Origin of the sequence: Micromonospora sp. WMMD998 (assembly GCF_029581235.1) — a bacterium.
Taxonomy (GTDB): domain Bacteria; phylum Actinomycetota; class Actinomycetes; order Mycobacteriales; family Micromonosporaceae; genus Micromonospora.
In genome coordinates, this window is sequence record NZ_CP120740.1 from 4,755,417 (window position 1) to 4,771,613 (window position 16,197).

Genomic DNA, 16,197 nt, shown 5'->3' on the forward strand with positions numbered 1-16,197 from the left:
CCCACCCCCGCAGCCGGTCAGGGCGTCCAGCGCACGTTCGGGTTGATCCGGCCGGACCAGTCGAAAACGGCCATGTTGTCCCACTGGTTCCCGGTGCCGTTGATGTTCGCCGGGTCCCAGCCGTTACCCCGGACGGCGTACCAGGTCGGCTCCCAGTAGAAGACGCCGATGGCCCCGGCGTTGCGGGCCGTGTTCTGGACCCAGTCGAACTCCTGGGCCTGCCCGGTCCAGGTCGCCCCGATGCCGTCGCAGGTGGCGTCGCCGATGGCGTTCGGCTCGCTGTCCGCGTTGGCCCGGGTGAAGGGGTACGCGGTCTCCACGATCACCACCGGCCTGCCGTAGCGCCCGCGCAGGTCGACGATGTTGTTGTAGAGGTTCGCGAGGCTGCCGTGCCACATGCAGTAGTACGACAGGGCGGTGATGTCCCACTGCACGCCCTGGGCCCGGATGCCGTCGTAGAACCAGCGGGCGTTGGCGTTGCTGTCGGCGTCGGCGGTGTGGATCATCACCGGGATGCCGCCGCCGCACGCCTTGGTCGCGTTGTAGCCCTGCTTCAGCAGGCCGGCCAACGGGGCGAAGTCGTTGTTCACGACCTTGCCCTCGTTCCACAGCATCCCGACGTTGATCTCGTTGCCGATCTGCACGCTGTCCGGTGGGGTGCCCTGCCCGCTGAGGCTGGCGCAGACGTCGTAGGTGAAGTTGTACACGTCGGTACGGAGCTGGCTCAGGTTGTGCCCGGCCCAGGCGGCCGGCTTGTACTGCTTGCCGGGGTCGGCCCAGGTGTCGGAGTAGTGGAAGTCGATGAGCACCTTCAGGCCCTTCGCCCGGGCCGCCCTCGCCTGGACCAACACCTTGCTCTTGTTGTTGTAGCCGCTGACCGGGTTGTTCCAGACGCGCAGCCGCACGTAGTTGACGCCGACGGACCTCAGGATGTCCAGCGGGTCACGGGCGACGCCGCCGGCGTCGTAGTATCTCGCGCCGAGATCCAGGCTGCGCTGCAACGAGGAGACGTCGGCACCCCGCATGCTGAGCGTGTTCGCGGCGGAGACGGGCGCGGGCGTGCCGCCGAGCGTGGCGCAGACGGCAAGGACGCCGGCCGTGACGGCCCCGATCAGGGCCCGGGGGTGGCGTGTGCGCACCGGAACTCCTTCTTGGACAGGACTCAGCCCACGACGCAGGGAGCGCCGTTGAGCGTGAAGGCGGTCGGCGGCGCGTCGCTGGCGCCCCACCGTCCCTGGAAGCCGAAGCTCGCGGAGCCGTTCGACGCGAGCACGCGGTTCCAGTCGACGTTCCGGGCGGTGACGGCGGCGCCGGTCTGTCCGACCGTGGCGTTCCACGCGGAGGTGACCTGCTGGTCGCCCGGGAAGCCGAAGCTGACGATCCAGCCGTCGATCGGTGCCGCCCCGGTGTTCTCGACCGTCACCGTGGCCACGAAACCGCCCGGCCACTCGGACTGGTTCCGGTAGGTCACCCGGCAGGTCGAGGGCGGCGGTGGCGACGGGGTGGACGTCGTCGGCAGGGAGACGGTGTTGGACGCGATCGACACGTTGCCCGCCGCGTCCCGCGCCCGGACGTAGTACAGGTTCCGCAGCGGCGTCGACGGTGGCAGCGACGCCGTGTACGTCGTTCCCGGCACGGTGGCGATCAGCGTGGAGGTGAACCAGCCGTCGAACCGGTAGACGTTGTATCCGAGCACGCCGACGTTGTCCGTCGACGGCGACCAGGACAGCGTGCCGGTCGAGGCGGTCACCTCGCCGACGGTCAGGTTCTGCGGCGCGCTCGGCGGCGTGGTGTCCGGGCCGGTGTCCGTCACCGGGGTGACCACGGTGAGCGTGTCCGTCCAGGCCGAGCGGTGTCCCAGGCTGTCCCGGGCGGCCACCCGGAACGAGAACTGCCGGCCCGGCCCGACGTAGTTGCTGATCGTGGTGGTGGTGACGTTCCCGATGCTGGCGCTGTAGATGACGTCGCTGAACACCTGGTAATACGTGATGTCGTAGCCGACGACGGCGCAGCAGCCGGGCTTGGCGGCCGTCCAGGTGAGGGTGACGGATCCGGTCCGTACCTCGCTCGCGGTCAGGTTCGTGGGCGCGGTCGGCGGGAACGGCGACGTGTTCGGCGTGCTGGGCGCCGTGGTCGGCGTCGACGGCGGGGTTCCGCTCGGGTCCGCGACGGACACCGCGGCCCCGCCGGGGGCCGGGGCGACCCCGGGGTACGCGGCGGACGCCACGGTGCCGGCGGACGCCGCCGGCACGACGCCGAGGGCGGTGCCGAGGACCGCCGCCGACAGCACGACGGCGGCCAGCGGGCCCGGCCGCAGGCGACGGAGCAGTGTGGACGGAGAGACGCCTGTCATACCTCGACGATGCCGGTATTACATCGATGATCGCCAACGTATCTCACGCCTCGGTCAGCACGGCGCCTCGATTGTCGAGCAGCGCTGCGGGACTGTTCATCGCGGCGACACGGCGAAAGAACATCCAGGCGGTTGAATACTGCCGTGCAGAAGCTTCGGTTCGCGATATCCATCCTGCTCTCCGTGGCGATGGTGGTGGCCGTCGGCGCCGCGCCCGCACGGGCCGCCACCGACCTCACGCTCACCCTCACCGCGTCGGACATGGGGCTGGACCCGGCGGTCATCCGTCAGGTCGTACCGCAGATCCAGGCGGAGATCCGCCAGGACGGCGGGCTCGGCGCGTCGATCAAGAAGGATCTGCGGGATCATCCGCCCGGCGGGGTGGCCACCCTGGACATCTCCTCGGTGCCGGATTTCGACGGCGCGCTGACCCTGACCCCGGACGGTGCCGGGATGACGATCACGGTGCCGGCCGCGGAGGTGCGGTCGTCGTCGTGGTGGAGCCAGCTCGTCGCGCTGACGGTCGGCGCTCTCGCCGGCTACGGGCTGCGGGTGCTGTGCATCGGATGGCTCACGGCCTCCGGGGTGGGCGCGGCGACCGTGCCGCTGGTCTGCACCCCGATGCAGGGGGCCATGACCGGTTTCGTCAGCGGCCTGATCGCGCACGCCTTCGCGGGCGACCTGGCGACCGGCGGGGCGTGGGTGGACATCATCATTCGCACGATCGTCGGCCTGATCGTCGGCTTCGTCTGGGAGAAGTGGGCGTCCGGCTTCGCGAAGAACTATCTGCCGGGCGCGCTGAAGAACATCGGCCAGTGGATCCTCACCAAGGTCCCCGCGCTCCAGGCGGTCTTCGGCGCGCCGATCGCGGTGGCGGCGGAGGAGGCCGCCGAGCTGGCGATCGAGTTGGAGGAGCAGCTCGCCTGGGAGATGCGCGGCTGGAACGTCGAAGGCCGGCCGCTTCCGGACATGCTGCCGCCGCCCACCCCGGGGCGGCTGTTCGTGCGGGGCGCCGACCCGAGCGTGATCCGGGTCGGCAACACCTACCACTCGGTGGAGTCTGGTGGCGACGGCCTCTACACGAGGTCGGCGCCGAGCCTGGCCGGGCTGGGCGACGTGCCGCCCCGCAAGGTCTGGAGCAACCCGGGCCTGGCCGAGCTGTGGGCGCCGCAACTCGTCGCCGTCGGTGGCCGCTACCACATCTACTTCTCCGCCGGGGCGGGCGCCGCCCACCGGATGTACGTCATCAGCTCGTCGTCACCCACAAGCGGCTACGGCGCCCACCAGAAGCTGAGCCTGCCCGACGACAGGTGGGCGATCGACGGGGCGCCGTTCACCTTCGACAACCAGCTGTGGTTCGTGTGGTCGGGCTGGGAGGGCACCGCGAACGTCGAGCAGAATCTCTACCTCGCCCGGATGAGCAACCCCACCACCCCGACCGGGCCGCGGTACCGGATCTCGCAGCCGCGGGAGTCGTGGGAGCGGGTCGTCGGTGAGCCCTTCGTCAACGAGGGGCCGGAGCCGATCGTCGACCCGAACGGCCAGTTGCACATCGTGTACTCGGCCAACGGCTCGTGGAGCGACCAGTACTGCCTCGGTGACCTGCGGCTGCGCACGGGCGGCGACCCGACGTACGTGTGGGACTGGTACAAGTCGAACGGTTGCGTGCTCGGTTCGAACGCGGCGACCATGATGTCCGGGTCCCGTGCCATGCGCAACGCCGACGGGCCCGGCCACCACAGCTTCGCGCTGCCCGGCGGCGACGCGCGCAACGGGGTGCCGGCCGGGTCGAGGGGCCGGTTCCTCTATCACGGCGTGCCGGCGGGCATGACCTACAAATGGGACAACCGGGTCTGGTACGAAGGTGCCTTCACCTGGTGGAACGCCATCCCCTACGCCCGGCAGAACGTGCCGGGCGCCACTGTCGACACCGGGTACAGCCTCGGGATGACCGAGGATCCGGACGGCCCGTTGCCGGCGCCGCCGCCGGTGCCGACGCCGGCGCCGGGCAACGTGGACCTGCGTGTGCTTCCCCTCGGTGACTCCATCACCTTCGGGGTCGGTGGCACCCCGGCCGGGACCGGTTACCGGGCCCGCCTGTGGGACCAACTGGCGGCCAAGCCCGGTGCGCTGGACTTCGTCGGGTCGGTGGACTCCGGAGAACTGCCCGACACCGACCACGAAGGGCACCCGAGGTGGCGGATCAGCCAGATCGACGAGCTCGTCGGCGACTGCACGGTGCGCCGCTACCGGCCCAACGTGGTAACGCTGCACATCGGCACCAACGACATGGCGTACGGCGTCGACCTCGCCGCGGCGCCGGCGCGGCTCAAGGCGCTCATCGAGCACATCCTCCGGCTGGCTCCGGAGACCACGGTGCTGGTGGCCACGCTCGTGCCGTCGTCGACGAGCGTGACGAACAGCCGGATCCAGCAGTACAACGCCCGCATCCCCGGCATCGTCGACGAGCTGCGCGCCGAAGGACGGGCGGTACGGCTGGTCAGCATGAACGCGGTGACCACCGCGGACCTGACCGACTCGTTACACCCGAACAACACCGGCTACCGCAAGATGGCCGACGCGTTCGGGCGGGCCGTCACCGACGCCCTGGCCGAAGGGCTCATCCGGCCCCCGGTCGCCGGCGACTCCTCCCCGTGCGGCAGCCCGGCCGGCAACCCGCCCGAGGGGCCCCGCCCGCCCGGCTGGAACTGGGTGGGTGAGATCGCCTCGGGCACCGGCCCCCGCGAGGAGGTCCGCTTCGCCGACCTCAACGGTGACGGCCGCGACGACTACCTGCTCGTCGGCGAGCAGGGACAGGTCCGGTTGTGGCTGAACCGGCGTAGCGGTGACGGCTTCGGCTGGCAGTTCCGGGGCGAGGTCGCCGCGGGCGCTGGCGCCCGCGCCCAGGTCCGGTTCGCCGATCTCGACGGCGACGGCCGCGACGACTACCTGGTCCTCGGCGACCAGGGCCAGGTGCAGGCGTGGCTCAACACCGGCACCGGCGACGCGGTGTCCTGGACGGCCGTGGGTACGGTCGCCCCCGGGGTCGGCGCCACCCGTGACCAGGTCCGCTTCGCCGACATCGACGTGGACGGCCGCGCGGACTACCTCGTGGTCGGTGATCAGGGCCAGGTGCGGGCCTGGCTGAACGCGTACGGCGCCGGCGGCTGGGGGTGGAGTTACCAGGGCGAGGTCGCCTCCGGAGTGAACTCGACCCGGGACCGGGTCCGGTTCGCCGACCTCGACGGCGACGGCCGCGACGACTACCTGACGGTCAGCGACCAGGCGCAGATCCGTGGCTGGTTGAACGACGTCGGCGGCGCGCGGCCGTGGATCTATCAGGGCGACGTCGCCGGCGGCGTCGGCGCGACGAGCGCCGAACTCGTCCTGGCCGACGTCAACGGCGACGGCCGCGACGACTACCTCGTCGTCGGCGAGCAGGGGCAGGTCCGCGCCTGGCTCAACGACAGGTACGGCCGCCCGGACCCGTGGGACTGGCAGGGCCTGATCGCGACCAGCGGCGTCGGCCGGGAGCAGGTACGCCTGGCCGACCTCAACGGCGACGGCCGCGACGACTACCTCGCGGTGGGTGCGCAGGGCCAGGTGCGGGCCTGGCTCAACGTGCGCGACGGTGACCGGGTCGGCTGGGACTGGCGGGACGAGGTCGCCGCCGGCGCCGGCCCACGCGAGCAGGTGCGGTTCGCCGACCTGAACGGCGACGGCCGCGACGACTACCTGCTCGTCGGCGACCAGGGGCAGGTCCGGTTGTGGCTGAACACGGGCACCGGCAACGGCGTGGCCTGGACGTCAGCGGGTCAGGTCGCCACCGGCGCCGGCGCCCGCGACCGGGTGCGGTTCGCCGACCTCAACGGCGACGGCCGCGACGACTACCTGGTCCTCGGCGACCTCGGGCAGGTCCAGGGCTGGCTGAACACCGGCACCGGCAACGCCGTGGCCTGGACGGCACAGGGTGAGGTGGCCGCCGGTGTCGGCGCGGCCGGAGACACCGTCACCTTCGCCGACCTCGACGGTGACCGCCGCGACGACTACCTCGTCATCGGCGCGTACGGGCAGATCCGCGCCTGGGTCAACAACCGGGGTGGACCCGGCTCGGCCTGGCTGTCGCTCGGTGAGGTCGCCTCGGGGGCCGGCTACCCGGGTAGCCGGGTGGAACTCGCCGAGATCAACGGCGACCGCCGGGCCGACTACCTGGTCCTCGACGACCAGGGCGGCATCCGGGCCTGGTTCAACGACGGTGCGGCCGGCGGGCCCGCGCCCGGCAACCCGACCCCGCTGCCGGGCGACCCGAGCCCGCCGATCCCCGGCGACGGCTCGGACCCGCCGCTCTGCGTCGCCAACCGCTGTTCCTGACCGACCACGCCGGCGGGGCGGGCACGGAGACGATCCGTGCCCGCCCCGGGCTCAGCAGCCGAGCCGCTTGCTGGACAGGGCGATGTCGTCGATCCAGAGGTCGAACGCGCCGGGCGTCGTGCCGCCCTGGTAGAGCTGCCAGCCGATCTTCACCGTGTCGACGGTCGGCAGGACGAAGGGCACGTCGTTGCCGCCGTGCTCGGTCGTCGAGGCGGTCAGCTCCGGGTTCGCCACGCCGTCGATCCACACCGCGACGCGGTTGTCCGCCGCGTCGAGCTTCCACTCGACGCACTGCCAGGTGTCCTCGGTGACCGGGGCGGACTCCCGCCAGTTGGTCCAGTCGCCGGTCGGGCCGCCGTCGGCGCCGATCCCCCAGAAGGTGCCGGGGACGGTGGGCGCGTACTGGCCACCGATCGGACGGACCACCTCCGCGCTGCCCGCGCCGGTCGCCTCCACGAGGGTGAAGTGCGCCCAGTCCGGGGCGGTGGGGAAGGCGTCGACGCGCAGCCGCATCCGCCCGTAGAAGCGGTTGCCGGGCGCGGCGAAGTCGTCGACCCGCAGGAAGGCGCGTCCGTTGTCGACCGTATGGACGTGCAGCACCTGGTTGCCACGGCGGGCACGCTCGACGGTGAGCGTGCCGTGGCGGGTGTCGACGCCCCACCTCAGCGTGCTGGGCCCCCCGGGCGGCAGCCGCTCGAAGTCCTCACAGAAGAGCACGCCGCGGGGGCAGGAGCGGGGGGAGGCACCGGACGCGCCGGCCGGAACGCTGCCGGCCGCGGTGCCGAGGATCAGGGCGGCGCCGAGCACCGCGAGGAAACTACGCATGGTCGTCCTCCATGGGTTGACGGCCGGTCGCACACCCGGGCCCGGAGCCGGTGGCTCCGGGCCCGGTCCGCGTCCCGGCACGGGGCGCTGGTGCGTGTCGTCGGTCAGGGGCTGGTGCAGGAGAGGTTGCCGGGCGCCGCGTTGCTGCTGCCGTTGACCAGGAAGCCGAAGGTGGTCGAGGCGTTCCCGCCGAGAGACCCGTTGTAGTCGGCGTTACGGACGCTCACCGTCCCGCTGGTGCCGGTGTTGATGCCGTTCCAGATGTTGGCGAGCGTCTGCCCACCGGCAAGCGTCAGCCGCACGGTCCAGCCGTTGAGGGTGGCGGAGCCGTTGTTGGCCACGGTGACCTCGCCCTGGAAGCCGCCGCCCCAACTGTTGACCGTCCGGTACGTCGCGGTGCAGGCGCCCGGCGGCGTGCTGGTCGGCGGGGTGCTGGTCGGCGGGGTGCTCGTGGGTGGCGTGCTGGTCGGCGGCGTGCTCGTCGGCGGGGTGGTGGTCGGCGGGGTGGTCGTGCCCGGCACGGTGGTGGAGGCGGAGTTGAGCGCGTTGAGGACCGCCGTGTACGCCGCCTTGGGGTTGCTGTTGCGGTCGAACAGCAGCGGGTTCTCGTTGCCGCGCCACGAGTCGCTGTCCCGGATGCCCCAGGTGGTGATGCCGACGCAGCGGGGGACACTCGCGCATGCCTGGGTCAGGCCCTGGTACTGGCTGGTCGAGGCGTTGGTGACGTCGGCCTCGGTCAACGCCACGTCGACGCCGAGGTCGGCGAAGCTCGACAGCGTCTGCTGGAAGTTGCCCGGCAACGAGCTGCCGCCGGTGAAGTGGGTCTGCAGACCGACGCAGTCGATCGGGACGCCACGGGCCTTGAAGTCCTTGATCATGTTGTAGACGCCCTGCGTCTTGCCGTACGTCCAGTTCTCGATGTTGTAGTCGTTGTAGCAGAGCTTCACGCTCGGGTCGGCGGCGCGCGCGGTCCGGAACGCCACCTCGATCCAGTCGTTTCCGGTGGACTGCAGGTTCGACGACCGCCGGCTGCCGTTCTCGGCGAACGCCTCGTTCACCACGTCCCAGTAGGCCAACTTGCCCTTGTAGTGGGCCATCACGCCGTTGATGTGGTCGATCATCGCGGTCCGCAGGGCGCTGCCGCTGAGACTGCCCCAGAACCTCGGCTGCTGGGCGTGCCAGGCCAGGGTGTGGCCACGGACCCGCATGCCGTGCTGGACGGCCCAGTTGTAGATCGCGTCACCGGCGCGGAAGTCGAACTGACCCCGGTTGGGCTCGGTCGCGTCGGGCTTCATCTCGTTGACGGCGGTCATCATGTCGAACTCGCGGTTCGCGATGGTCAGGAAGCCCTGGTCGTTGAGCCGGTCTCCCCCCATGGCGGCGCCGAAGTACCGGCCACTGCGTTCGGCGGCGGCCTTCAGCGTGGTCCCGGGCGGTCCGCTGAGGTCGGCGCTGGCGAAGGTCGCCACGGCCATCGAGGACACGGTGATCGCCAGCGCGCAGGCCCCGCCCAGAAGCAGCCTGGTGGCGGCCCTGGTGCGGCGTTTCGGTCGAGCGGGTACGTCGTTCATCTGTGCTTTCTCCTCGGTGTTCTGTCCGGTCCGCTCGCGCTGGACCGGCAGGCCGCAGGGGACGTCGAGCCGGCATGACCCGGCCGCGTCCGAATCGGTGGCCACCGGCCGGCTACCCGGTCCGTCCGGTGGATGGCGAGCACTCCGCGTGGTACGCCCGGGCGGAGTGACGCTGCCCTGTCGCGATGCTATATCGAATCAATTCGATCTGCGACGGGTGTCCCCGATCGCGCGACGACCGCCTGGCCCTGTCAGCCCTGGCCGGCGGCATGAACCGGTGCAGGGCGACCGGAATGTTGAGATCCCGATCGCCGAACACGAACCAGGACGTAACGGTCTTCCAGGCGGGCTTCTCGGCGGCCAGGCCGGCGGGGAGCGGGGTACGCGGCGAGCACGTCGCCGAGAGTGGACGAGTTCGACCGGAGGGGCCCGCCCGTTCGCCGAAGCGGCCCGGGACCACCTGCGCGCGTCCGGGGAACCGAGTGGCCGGCCGCACCGGCACCCCAGCGGGGGCAGATGCCCGCCCAGGAGTTGCAGATCGCGATCCTGGCCGGGCAGGGCAGGGCATGAGCAACCAGGAGATCGCGCAGCGCTTGTTCATCTCCCACCGGTCCGTCGGCTCCCACCTGGACCACCTCTGAGAGGGTGAGATCGCCGATCGCCGCCCTGTTCCACAGTCATCGTGCGGTTGGCGTCGTCGTCGGACAGCCAGGGCTCCGGGTCGGTGGCATCGGCGAGCCGGAGCACCACGGCGGCCCACAGGCGGGGCAGTCCGGGCCGGGCCGGCGACGGCAGGCCCACGTGCGCCAGCCCGAAGATCAGTTCCTGCACCTCCGGCGGGTACGGGTGCTGGGCGACCTGCACCACGGGCGCATCCCGGCCGGCGCGGTCTACATCGGCCGCGCCGCGCCCGGCCTGCGAGCCAACCCGTACGCCAACCCGCACCGCGCCGGCATCTGCCGCAGCGAACAGGACCAAGCCGACGCGGTCACCGCGTACGCCGTCGACTCGACGGGCAACCGGACCTGGCCGCCGCCGCACGCCGCGACGTTGCCAGCGTCGACCTCGTCTGTTGGTGCTCCGCGCGAGCTTAGCGCGGTGCGGGCAGTAGCGATCATGAACAAAAATTTGCAAATCGGATGAAGGCTAGCTTTTACCTATTTACATCGATAAGTTGGGTTGCTGGAGTAGCGCGGCTTCTTAGGCGTACACGTACGCGCCGGCCCCGCTTGCTGCATAGCCGGAATAGCCGGGGGAGGCGACGCTGGCGATGACGAACGGCATAGACGAGGTGGAGTTCGAAGGTTTTGTCCGTTCGATCCAATATTGGCTACGGCGTGAGGCCTATGACATCTGCGGCGACTGGCACGAGGCGGAGGATCTTGTTCAGGCGACGCTGTTCAGGGTGTACCAGCGCTGGAGCCGTCTGGATCGGAGAGCAGGACTCGGCGCCTAGGGCCTGTGTCGAAGTCGGTGCCAGGGCTTGAGTTGTTGGGTGAGGGTCTTGGCGTGTCGGTGTTCGAGATGTAGCGAGGTCTCCGGTATCTGGTTCAGCGACCAAGCAGAACCCGAACACCGGAGACCTCGTGGACACCCTAGCGGTGACGAGGCGGCATGACCTGACCGACGCACAGTGGGCGGCGCTGGAGCCGTTGCTGCCTGCGGGGCGTCGGCCGGGTCGGCCGTCGACATGGACGAAACGGCAGCTCATTGATGGGATTCGGTGGCGGGTACGGGTTGGTGCCCCGTGGCGGGACGTCCCGGAGTGTTACGGGTCCTGGGCGGCGGTGTACGCGCTGTTCCGGCGTTGGCAGCGCGATGGGACCTGGGCGACGATCCTGACCGTGTTACAGGCCCTGGCTGACGGGGGCGGACGCGTCGTGTGGGACGTGTCGGTGGACTCGACGGTCGCTCGGGCGCATCAGCACGCCGCTGGGGCGCGTAAAAGGGGGATCTGCAGGTCGAGCCGCCGGGCGGGGTCACGGTCGAGCCGGACGACCATGCGCTCGGTCGCTCGCGCGGTGGGCTGACCACGAAGGTGCACCTGGCATGTGAGCAGGGGCAGAAGCCGCTGTCGATCGTGTTGACCGCCGGGCAGCGCGGGGACAGCCCGCAGTTCATCCCGGTGCTTGACGGGATCCGGGTGCCCCGTCTCGGCGGTGGCCGGCCCCGGACCCGCCCGGACCGGGTCCTGGCTGATAAGGCGTACACGTCGAAGGCCAACCGCCGCTATCTGCGTCGACGTGGGATCGCCGCGACGATCCCGTCGAAGGCCGATCAGGACGCGAACCGGCGTAAGAAGGGGTCCAAGGGCGGCCGGCCACCGGCCTTCGACCCCCAGCGGTACCGGCAGCGTCACGCCGTGGAGTGCGGCATCAACCGCCTCAAACGCCACCGTGCCGTGGCCACCCGCTTCGACAAACTCGCCGTCCGCTACGAGGCCACCGTGCACATCGCCGCGATCAACGAGTGGCTGTGACCGACTTCGACACAGTCCCTACGCCCACCGTGTCCTTGTCCGCAACTTTCTGACTGAACGTCGTCGGTCGCGCTGGCGACACGAGAGCACCACAATGTCCATCACTGCAACAGATACCCTGCTGGCCCCTGCATCGCACAACGCCGTCGATGATCGCCGATCCCTGCTGCCCGTCTTGCAGCGACTAGGTCCGCGCCAGCGGGCCGTTATCGCCCTGCGCTTCTTTGGTGATCTCAGCGTCACGCAGACCGCGCAGGTGCTCGGGTGCACGACGGGAACGGTGACCAGCCAGACGGCACGAGCACTCAAGGCTCTGCGCCGCGATCTGGAAAGTCGACCGCCGCCGCGTGCAGCATGCGACGCCCGACCTCGCGTGTACGTAGCAACATTCATCGATGGTTAATGGAGGAGCCAGTCAATGAAGTTGCATCGCACACTCGCCACCGTGACCGCCGCACTATTAGCCGGTCCGATGCTGATGGCGGTAGCGGCGCAGGCCGCACAAGCGGACGAAGAGAAGGCTTGGAGCCCTGCACTGCTGTCTACCGAGCCGCTGTACAGCGGCTCGGCCGTCCGCCTGCGCTATACCGAAGGGATCACTGTCGTCGCGTCCGCCGGCGCGAAGGTGATCTTCACGGGTTCCATGTCTCCCACCACAACGCAGGACGGTCGGCGCGTTTACGACCGTGAGGTGCATATCGTAGACCCGCAGGGCTTAGGCCAGTCCTCGGCCGAGGCCGCCGCATACTCGGCTGCGGGCCGCAGCGTCTATGCCGACGCACTCGCTGCGGGATTCAGCCCTGCCAGGGCGCGACAGGAGGCACAACCACAGGGCGTCGCACTCCTGGACGAGCCACCGATTGCGGCCTCCGGCTGCGTCTACAGCGAGACAAACACCCCGGACCCCGATTTCGAGTGGTCCGGCTGCTACAAGCTGTACAACGTGGATGATGCAGACGCCTCAGCTTGGTACGGGGCGGGCTCCGGGACAGCGCACGGCTGGGGCACCGGCGTGCTCGGCGGCGGCAAGGAACTGCAGAAGGGATCCACCGAGATCACCTGGTCCGGTTCCGGCGTTGAGATCATCGAGGCATCACCGTCGGCCAACCAGAACGGGATCAACTGCGGCCAATTCACCGTCGGTCTGAGCCAGGTCGTCGAACTCTCCTACCAGGTGCCGCTTTGCAACGACGGCTGGAACGTGACCTGGAACCAGACGGTCCACAAGGTGGAATGGCACGGCGGGAGCGCCGGCGGTTCCAACGACAGCCGCAGCGCGTCGGGTGCCAGCACGGTGCGGCTGCCGTGGAGCACTCCCACCGTGTACATGAACTACCGCATCGGCTGGCAATACGCCTGCTTCTGCTGACCTGACAACTTCGTCCCCGCGGCGGCTATTGGTCGCCGCGGGGACATCTAGCCGGAATACTTAAGACATGCGCACTCGCATCATCGCGATCGTCGTAGCCGGCCTGCTCGCCGTGCAGGGTTGCGCTGCCGGGCATCCCGCCCCCGCCAGGCGTCCGCCGACCACGGGCCGCCCCGTGGTGTTGGACGCGCGTATACCCGGCTGGGAGACCTCCGCCTGGTTGGCCGAGGGCGCGTTCTGTGTACGTGCGGCCCGCGCCGGAGGGCAGCACGAAAAAGGCAAGGAGAACGAGAGCGTCTTCTGCGACCCCGCGCCCTCGGCGCTGGACAGCAAGGGTCCACCGCTGCTGCCCGCCAAGCCGCTGCCCTACCCCGCGCCGTTGGACCCACAATCGCGGGAGATCATTCTGGTTGGAGCCGTGCGCGGTGCTGTCAACAGCGTCTCCGTGACCATGTTCGGCGAGACTGCCACGGCCGCTGTCCATCCGCTGCCCGCGACGGACGGTCGCCAGGTCGGCGCCTATGCGGTCTGGCTTCCCCGCGGCGACGCCAAGCCCGACGGGATGGACCTCGCCGATATCACCGCCGTTGTCGGCCGCGACACCACTGGCCAGATCGTAACCCAGATCGACTGACAGTCCCTTGTCCGAGCGCACCCTCGACGGCCTCGCCGGCGCCCGCGGGCGCCGGCGGCCAGAAACCTAAACTCTGCTCGCGCCGAGTGGTCCGGACCACGCCCGGTCCGCCCTCAGTAATCATTCGGTTCCTGGGCAACGAGTTGCGCATCCCCCTGGTCGGGGTCGGCGCTCATGAGGCGTACCTGGCGATCTGTTCCGACGACCACCTGGAGAACCGGTTCGAGCCGTTCCCCCGGCCGCGGTGGGAGCCGAACGCAGAGGCGTGCTCGCTGCTGGCCATCTCGCCACCTCGTTCCCGCTGCGCCGCCCTCACCGATCGCCACCGAGGATATGGCTGCCTACCTGCTGACTCGCAGCGAAGGCACGATCGGTGAGCTGGCCCGGCTGCTGACGGATGCGGCGATCGCCGCGATCGACTCCGGCGAGGAAGCCATCAACCAACGCACCCTGCTGCTGGTTTCCTACCTTGGGCCTACCGAGCGGCGCCGCCTGTTCGAGCGGGAGTTGGTGTGACGCTTCGGTGGCCGCTGCATCCGCAGCCCGGCCCGCTGGAGGCGTTGTCCGTGCCGGAGCGCGGCCTGCCCCGGCGTGCGGCGTCGGTCCTAGCGGGCCAGCCAGTCCCGGTAGGTGGTGGTGGCGAGGACGGCGTCGCGCGGGGCGATCAGGACGTCACCGGGCACCGCGCCGAACATGCCCGCGGCACCGTCGGTGACGACGGTACGGGGGTCGTCCTTGGCCGCCAGGGTGATCCGGCCAAGTTCGTCGAGCGGGAAGACCTCAGGGCCGGCCACGTTACGAACGCCGTTCAGCGGCTGCCCCACGGCGACCTCGGCCACCCCGCGCCACGTCGGCCGAGGCCATCGGCTGCACAGGGGCGCCGGGCAGTCGTACCGTCTCTCCCCCGGTGGTCGACGGCCGCGGCCACCGGCCCGGCAGCGAGCCGCCGGCCCGCACCCTAGGACGGCGGGCGCCGTCCCCATGCCGAGATCAGCGGCGCGAGCGTCAGGTCGAGCTCGCCGGCGTCGACGGCGGCCAGGTGCGCGTCGATCTCGGCGTCGTCGGCCAGCCCCGCCGCGAGCAGGTCGGCGCGGACCATGCGCACCGTCGCGGCCTCCAGCCGGTCGCAGGCCACCCCGCCGACCGGGAAGCACCCGGCCGCCGCCACGTCGACCAGGCCCGCCGCGCGCAACGCCCGGGGCAGCGTCCGGCCGAAGCGCAGGTCGGCGCCGCGGCGGGTCATCAACTCCCGGACCGCGCGCCGCAACCGGTTGGCGCGCCGCTGCGCCGGGCCGACCTCGTCGAGGCAGGCCAGCGGCTGCAACTCGGTGTCGGCGTCCTCCACCAGCAGCCAACCGCCGGGCCGCAGCGCCGCCGCCATCGTCGCCAACGCCCGGGCGCGGTCGGGCAGGTGGACGAGGACGAGCCGGGCGTGCACCAGGTCGAACGTGCCCGGCTGCGGCGGTGGGTCCGCGACGACGTCGTGCCGGCGCACCTCGTACCCGCCGTGCGGGTCCAACCAGGCCGGGTCGATGTCGGTGGCCAGCACGTGGCCGGTCGGCCCGACGGCCGTGGCGAGCGCCTCGGGAATGCCGGGGCCGCCGGCGCCGACCTCCCAGCAGCGCCAGCCCGGTCGCGCGCCGAGCCGGTCGACGTGCCCCCGGGTGACGCCGTCGAACAGTTCGGCCAGCCAGGTGAACCGTTCGCCCGCCTCCGCCCGGGCGTTGTCGAGCAGGTAGCGGTGGTCCGCGGTCGGGTCCGGCCCGGGGTCGACGCCGGGCTGCGATGAACTCATGACCGCATTCTCCCGCCGACCGCCGCGGCGAGGGGAAATGCGACCGGCCACCCCTCGCACACCCGCGGGCATGTTCGATAGCATCGAACATCTCGGGCGGGCTCCCCGCCACCGGTGACAGGAGGTCCACGTGCGGTCCATGGACACCCGGCCGCAGCCGGCCGGCGCCGGTGGCGCCGGGGACGAGAGCACCCCGGCCGGCGTGGTCGGGGCCCGGATCCGGCGCTACCGCAAGGAGCGCGGTCTCACCCTGCGCGGCCTCGCCTCCCGCGCCGGCCTGTCGATCGGCTTCCTGTCCCAGGTCGAGCGGGGGATCTCCTCGATCGGCCTGACCGCGCTCGGCAGCGTCGCCAAGGCGCTGGACCGTTCGGTGGCCGACTTCTTCGACGCCGGCACCGGCGCGTCGGACAGCAACGTCTCCCCGCTTCCCCGGCATTTCACGTTGACCAGGGCGGAAACGCCGGCCACGCAGTACGTGTCCGGGCAGCAGACCTATCGCATGCTCTCCGACCGGGGGCCGGACCTGGTGCTGGAGCCGATGCTCGTGCACATCGCGCCGGGCGGGCGGCGGGAGAACGCGTACGGGCACCGGGGCGAGGAGTTCGCCTACGTCATCTCCGGTGAGCTGCTCTACGAGGTGGAGGGCGTGGAGCACCGGCTGCGCCCGGGCGACAGCGTGCACCTGCGTTCGTCGGTGCCGCACCAGATGTACAACGACACCGACTCGGTGACCACGGTGGTCTCGGTGGTCACGCCCCGCCTGTTCTGAGGCACGCCGAACTCCACGTTTGTTCACGTTG

At 70.8% G+C, this 16,197-nt stretch carries 12 protein-coding genes and 2 pseudogenes; 8 read left to right on the top strand and 6 right to left on the bottom strand.

What is annotated here, in order from left to right; genetic code table 11:
* Positions 1 to 17 precede the first annotated feature (17 nt).
* Together O7619_RS21615 and O7619_RS21620 are read right to left on the bottom strand one after the other, a co-directional pair.
* Positions 18 to 1,115: a glycosyl hydrolase 53 family protein gene (locus tag O7619_RS21615; protein ID WP_282288893.1), complete on the bottom strand. Its 1,098-nt coding sequence runs from the start codon at positions 1,113 to 1,115 to the stop codon at positions 18 to 20.
* Between the two features lie 47 nt (positions 1,116 to 1,162).
* Entirely contained in the window at positions 1,163 to 2,353 is a 1,191-nt protein-coding gene (locus tag O7619_RS21620) for a cellulose binding domain-containing protein (protein WP_282283069.1), read from the bottom strand.
* 144 nt (positions 2,354 to 2,497) lie between these two features.
* Between O7619_RS21620 and O7619_RS21625 the strand changes: the two genes are divergently transcribed.
* On the top strand, positions 2,498 to 6,724 hold the full coding sequence (locus O7619_RS21625; protein ID WP_282283070.1) for an FG-GAP-like repeat-containing protein: 4,227 nt from the start codon (positions 2,498 to 2,500) through the stop codon (positions 6,722 to 6,724).
* Positions 6,725 to 6,775: 51 nt separating this feature from the next.
* Here O7619_RS21625 and O7619_RS21630 read toward each other — a convergent pair whose 3' ends face one another.
* Both O7619_RS21630 and O7619_RS21635 read right to left on the bottom strand, forming a co-directional pair.
* Positions 6,776 to 7,549 (bottom strand): hypothetical protein, encoded by a 774-nt coding sequence (locus O7619_RS21630; protein WP_282283071.1) that lies wholly within the window; start codon positions 7,547 to 7,549, stop codon positions 6,776 to 6,778.
* A gap of 104 nt (positions 7,550 to 7,653) precedes the next feature.
* Complete coding sequence (locus O7619_RS21635; RefSeq protein ID WP_282283073.1) at positions 7,654 to 9,120, bottom strand: endo-1,4-beta-xylanase; 1,467 nt, start codon at positions 9,118 to 9,120, stop codon at positions 7,654 to 7,656.
* A gap of 801 nt (positions 9,121 to 9,921) precedes the next feature.
* Here O7619_RS21635 and O7619_RS21640 point away from each other — a divergent pair.
* The 6 genes and pseudogenes from O7619_RS21640 to O7619_RS30170 all read left to right on the top strand — a co-directional run.
* The gene (locus tag O7619_RS21640; RefSeq protein ID WP_282283074.1) at positions 9,922 to 10,263 is read left to right on the top strand and encodes a hypothetical protein; all 342 of its coding nucleotides are present in this window, start codon (positions 9,922 to 9,924) and stop codon (positions 10,261 to 10,263) included.
* Positions 10,264 to 10,390: 127 nt separating this feature from the next.
* Positions 10,391 to 10,576: a sigma factor gene (locus O7619_RS21645; RefSeq protein WP_282283075.1), complete on the top strand. Its 186-nt coding sequence runs from the start codon at positions 10,391 to 10,393 to the stop codon at positions 10,574 to 10,576.
* A 130-nt stretch (positions 10,577 to 10,706) separates the two neighbouring features.
* Positions 10,707 to 11,599, top strand: a pseudogene (locus O7619_RS21650) (IS5 family transposase).
* A gap of 418 nt (positions 11,600 to 12,017) precedes the next feature.
* Positions 12,018 to 12,968: a hypothetical protein gene (locus O7619_RS21655; protein ID WP_282283077.1), complete on the top strand. Its 951-nt coding sequence runs from the start codon at positions 12,018 to 12,020 to the stop codon at positions 12,966 to 12,968.
* A 67-nt stretch (positions 12,969 to 13,035) separates the two neighbouring features.
* Positions 13,036 to 13,602 carry a hypothetical protein gene (locus O7619_RS21660; protein ID WP_282283079.1) on the top strand — a complete coding sequence of 189 codons (567 nt, stop codon included), beginning with the start codon at positions 13,036 to 13,038 and terminating at the stop codon, positions 13,600 to 13,602.
* A gap of 119 nt (positions 13,603 to 13,721) precedes the next feature.
* Positions 13,722 to 14,118 (top strand): annotated as a pseudogene (locus O7619_RS30170) (TniB family NTP-binding protein); the annotation flags it as partial.
* Between the two features lie 89 nt (positions 14,119 to 14,207).
* Here O7619_RS30170 and O7619_RS21675 read toward each other — a convergent pair.
* A complete protein-coding gene (locus O7619_RS21675) occupies positions 14,208 to 14,441 on the bottom strand; it encodes an NmrA family transcriptional regulator (protein WP_282283083.1) in 234 nt (77 codons plus the stop codon).
* Between the two features lie 119 nt (positions 14,442 to 14,560).
* Positions 14,561 to 15,397, bottom strand: a complete 837-nt coding sequence (locus O7619_RS21680; RefSeq protein ID WP_282283084.1) for a methyltransferase domain-containing protein — start codon at positions 15,395 to 15,397, stop codon at positions 14,561 to 14,563.
* A 139-nt stretch (positions 15,398 to 15,536) separates the two neighbouring features.
* Between O7619_RS21680 and O7619_RS21685 the strand changes: the two genes are divergently transcribed.
* Positions 15,537 to 16,166 (top strand): XRE family transcriptional regulator, encoded by a 630-nt coding sequence (locus O7619_RS21685; protein WP_282288894.1) that lies wholly within the window; start codon positions 15,537 to 15,539, stop codon positions 16,164 to 16,166.
* Positions 16,167 to 16,197: the final 31 nt, after the last annotated feature.

What these genes read in the sequence shown, in the direction of transcription:
- O7619_RS21685 (WP_282288894.1), top strand. Translation starts at nt 15,537, where the DNA reads ATGGACACCCGGCCGCAGCCGGCCGGCGCCGGTGGCGCCGGGGACGAG.
- O7619_RS21630 (WP_282283071.1), bottom strand. Translation starts at nt 7,549, where the DNA reads ATGCGTAGTTTCCTCGCGGTGCTCGGCGCCGCCCTGATCCTCGGCACC.
- O7619_RS21645 (WP_282283075.1), top strand. Translation starts at nt 10,391, where the DNA reads ATGACGAACGGCATAGACGAGGTGGAGTTCGAAGGTTTTGTCCGTTCG.
- O7619_RS21655 (WP_282283077.1), top strand. Translation starts at nt 12,018, where the DNA reads ATGAAGTTGCATCGCACACTCGCCACCGTGACCGCCGCACTATTAGCC.
- O7619_RS21635 (WP_282283073.1), bottom strand. Translation starts at nt 9,120, where the DNA reads ATGAACGACGTACCCGCTCGACCGAAACGCCGCACCAGGGCCGCCACC.
- O7619_RS21660 (WP_282283079.1), top strand. Translation starts at nt 13,036, where the DNA reads ATGCGCACTCGCATCATCGCGATCGTCGTAGCCGGCCTGCTCGCCGTG.
- O7619_RS21680 (WP_282283084.1), bottom strand. Translation starts at nt 15,397, where the DNA reads ATGAGTTCATCGCAGCCCGGCGTCGACCCCGGGCCGGACCCGACCGCG.
- O7619_RS21620 (WP_282283069.1), bottom strand. Translation starts at nt 2,353, where the DNA reads ATGACAGGCGTCTCTCCGTCCACACTGCTCCGTCGCCTGCGGCCGGGC.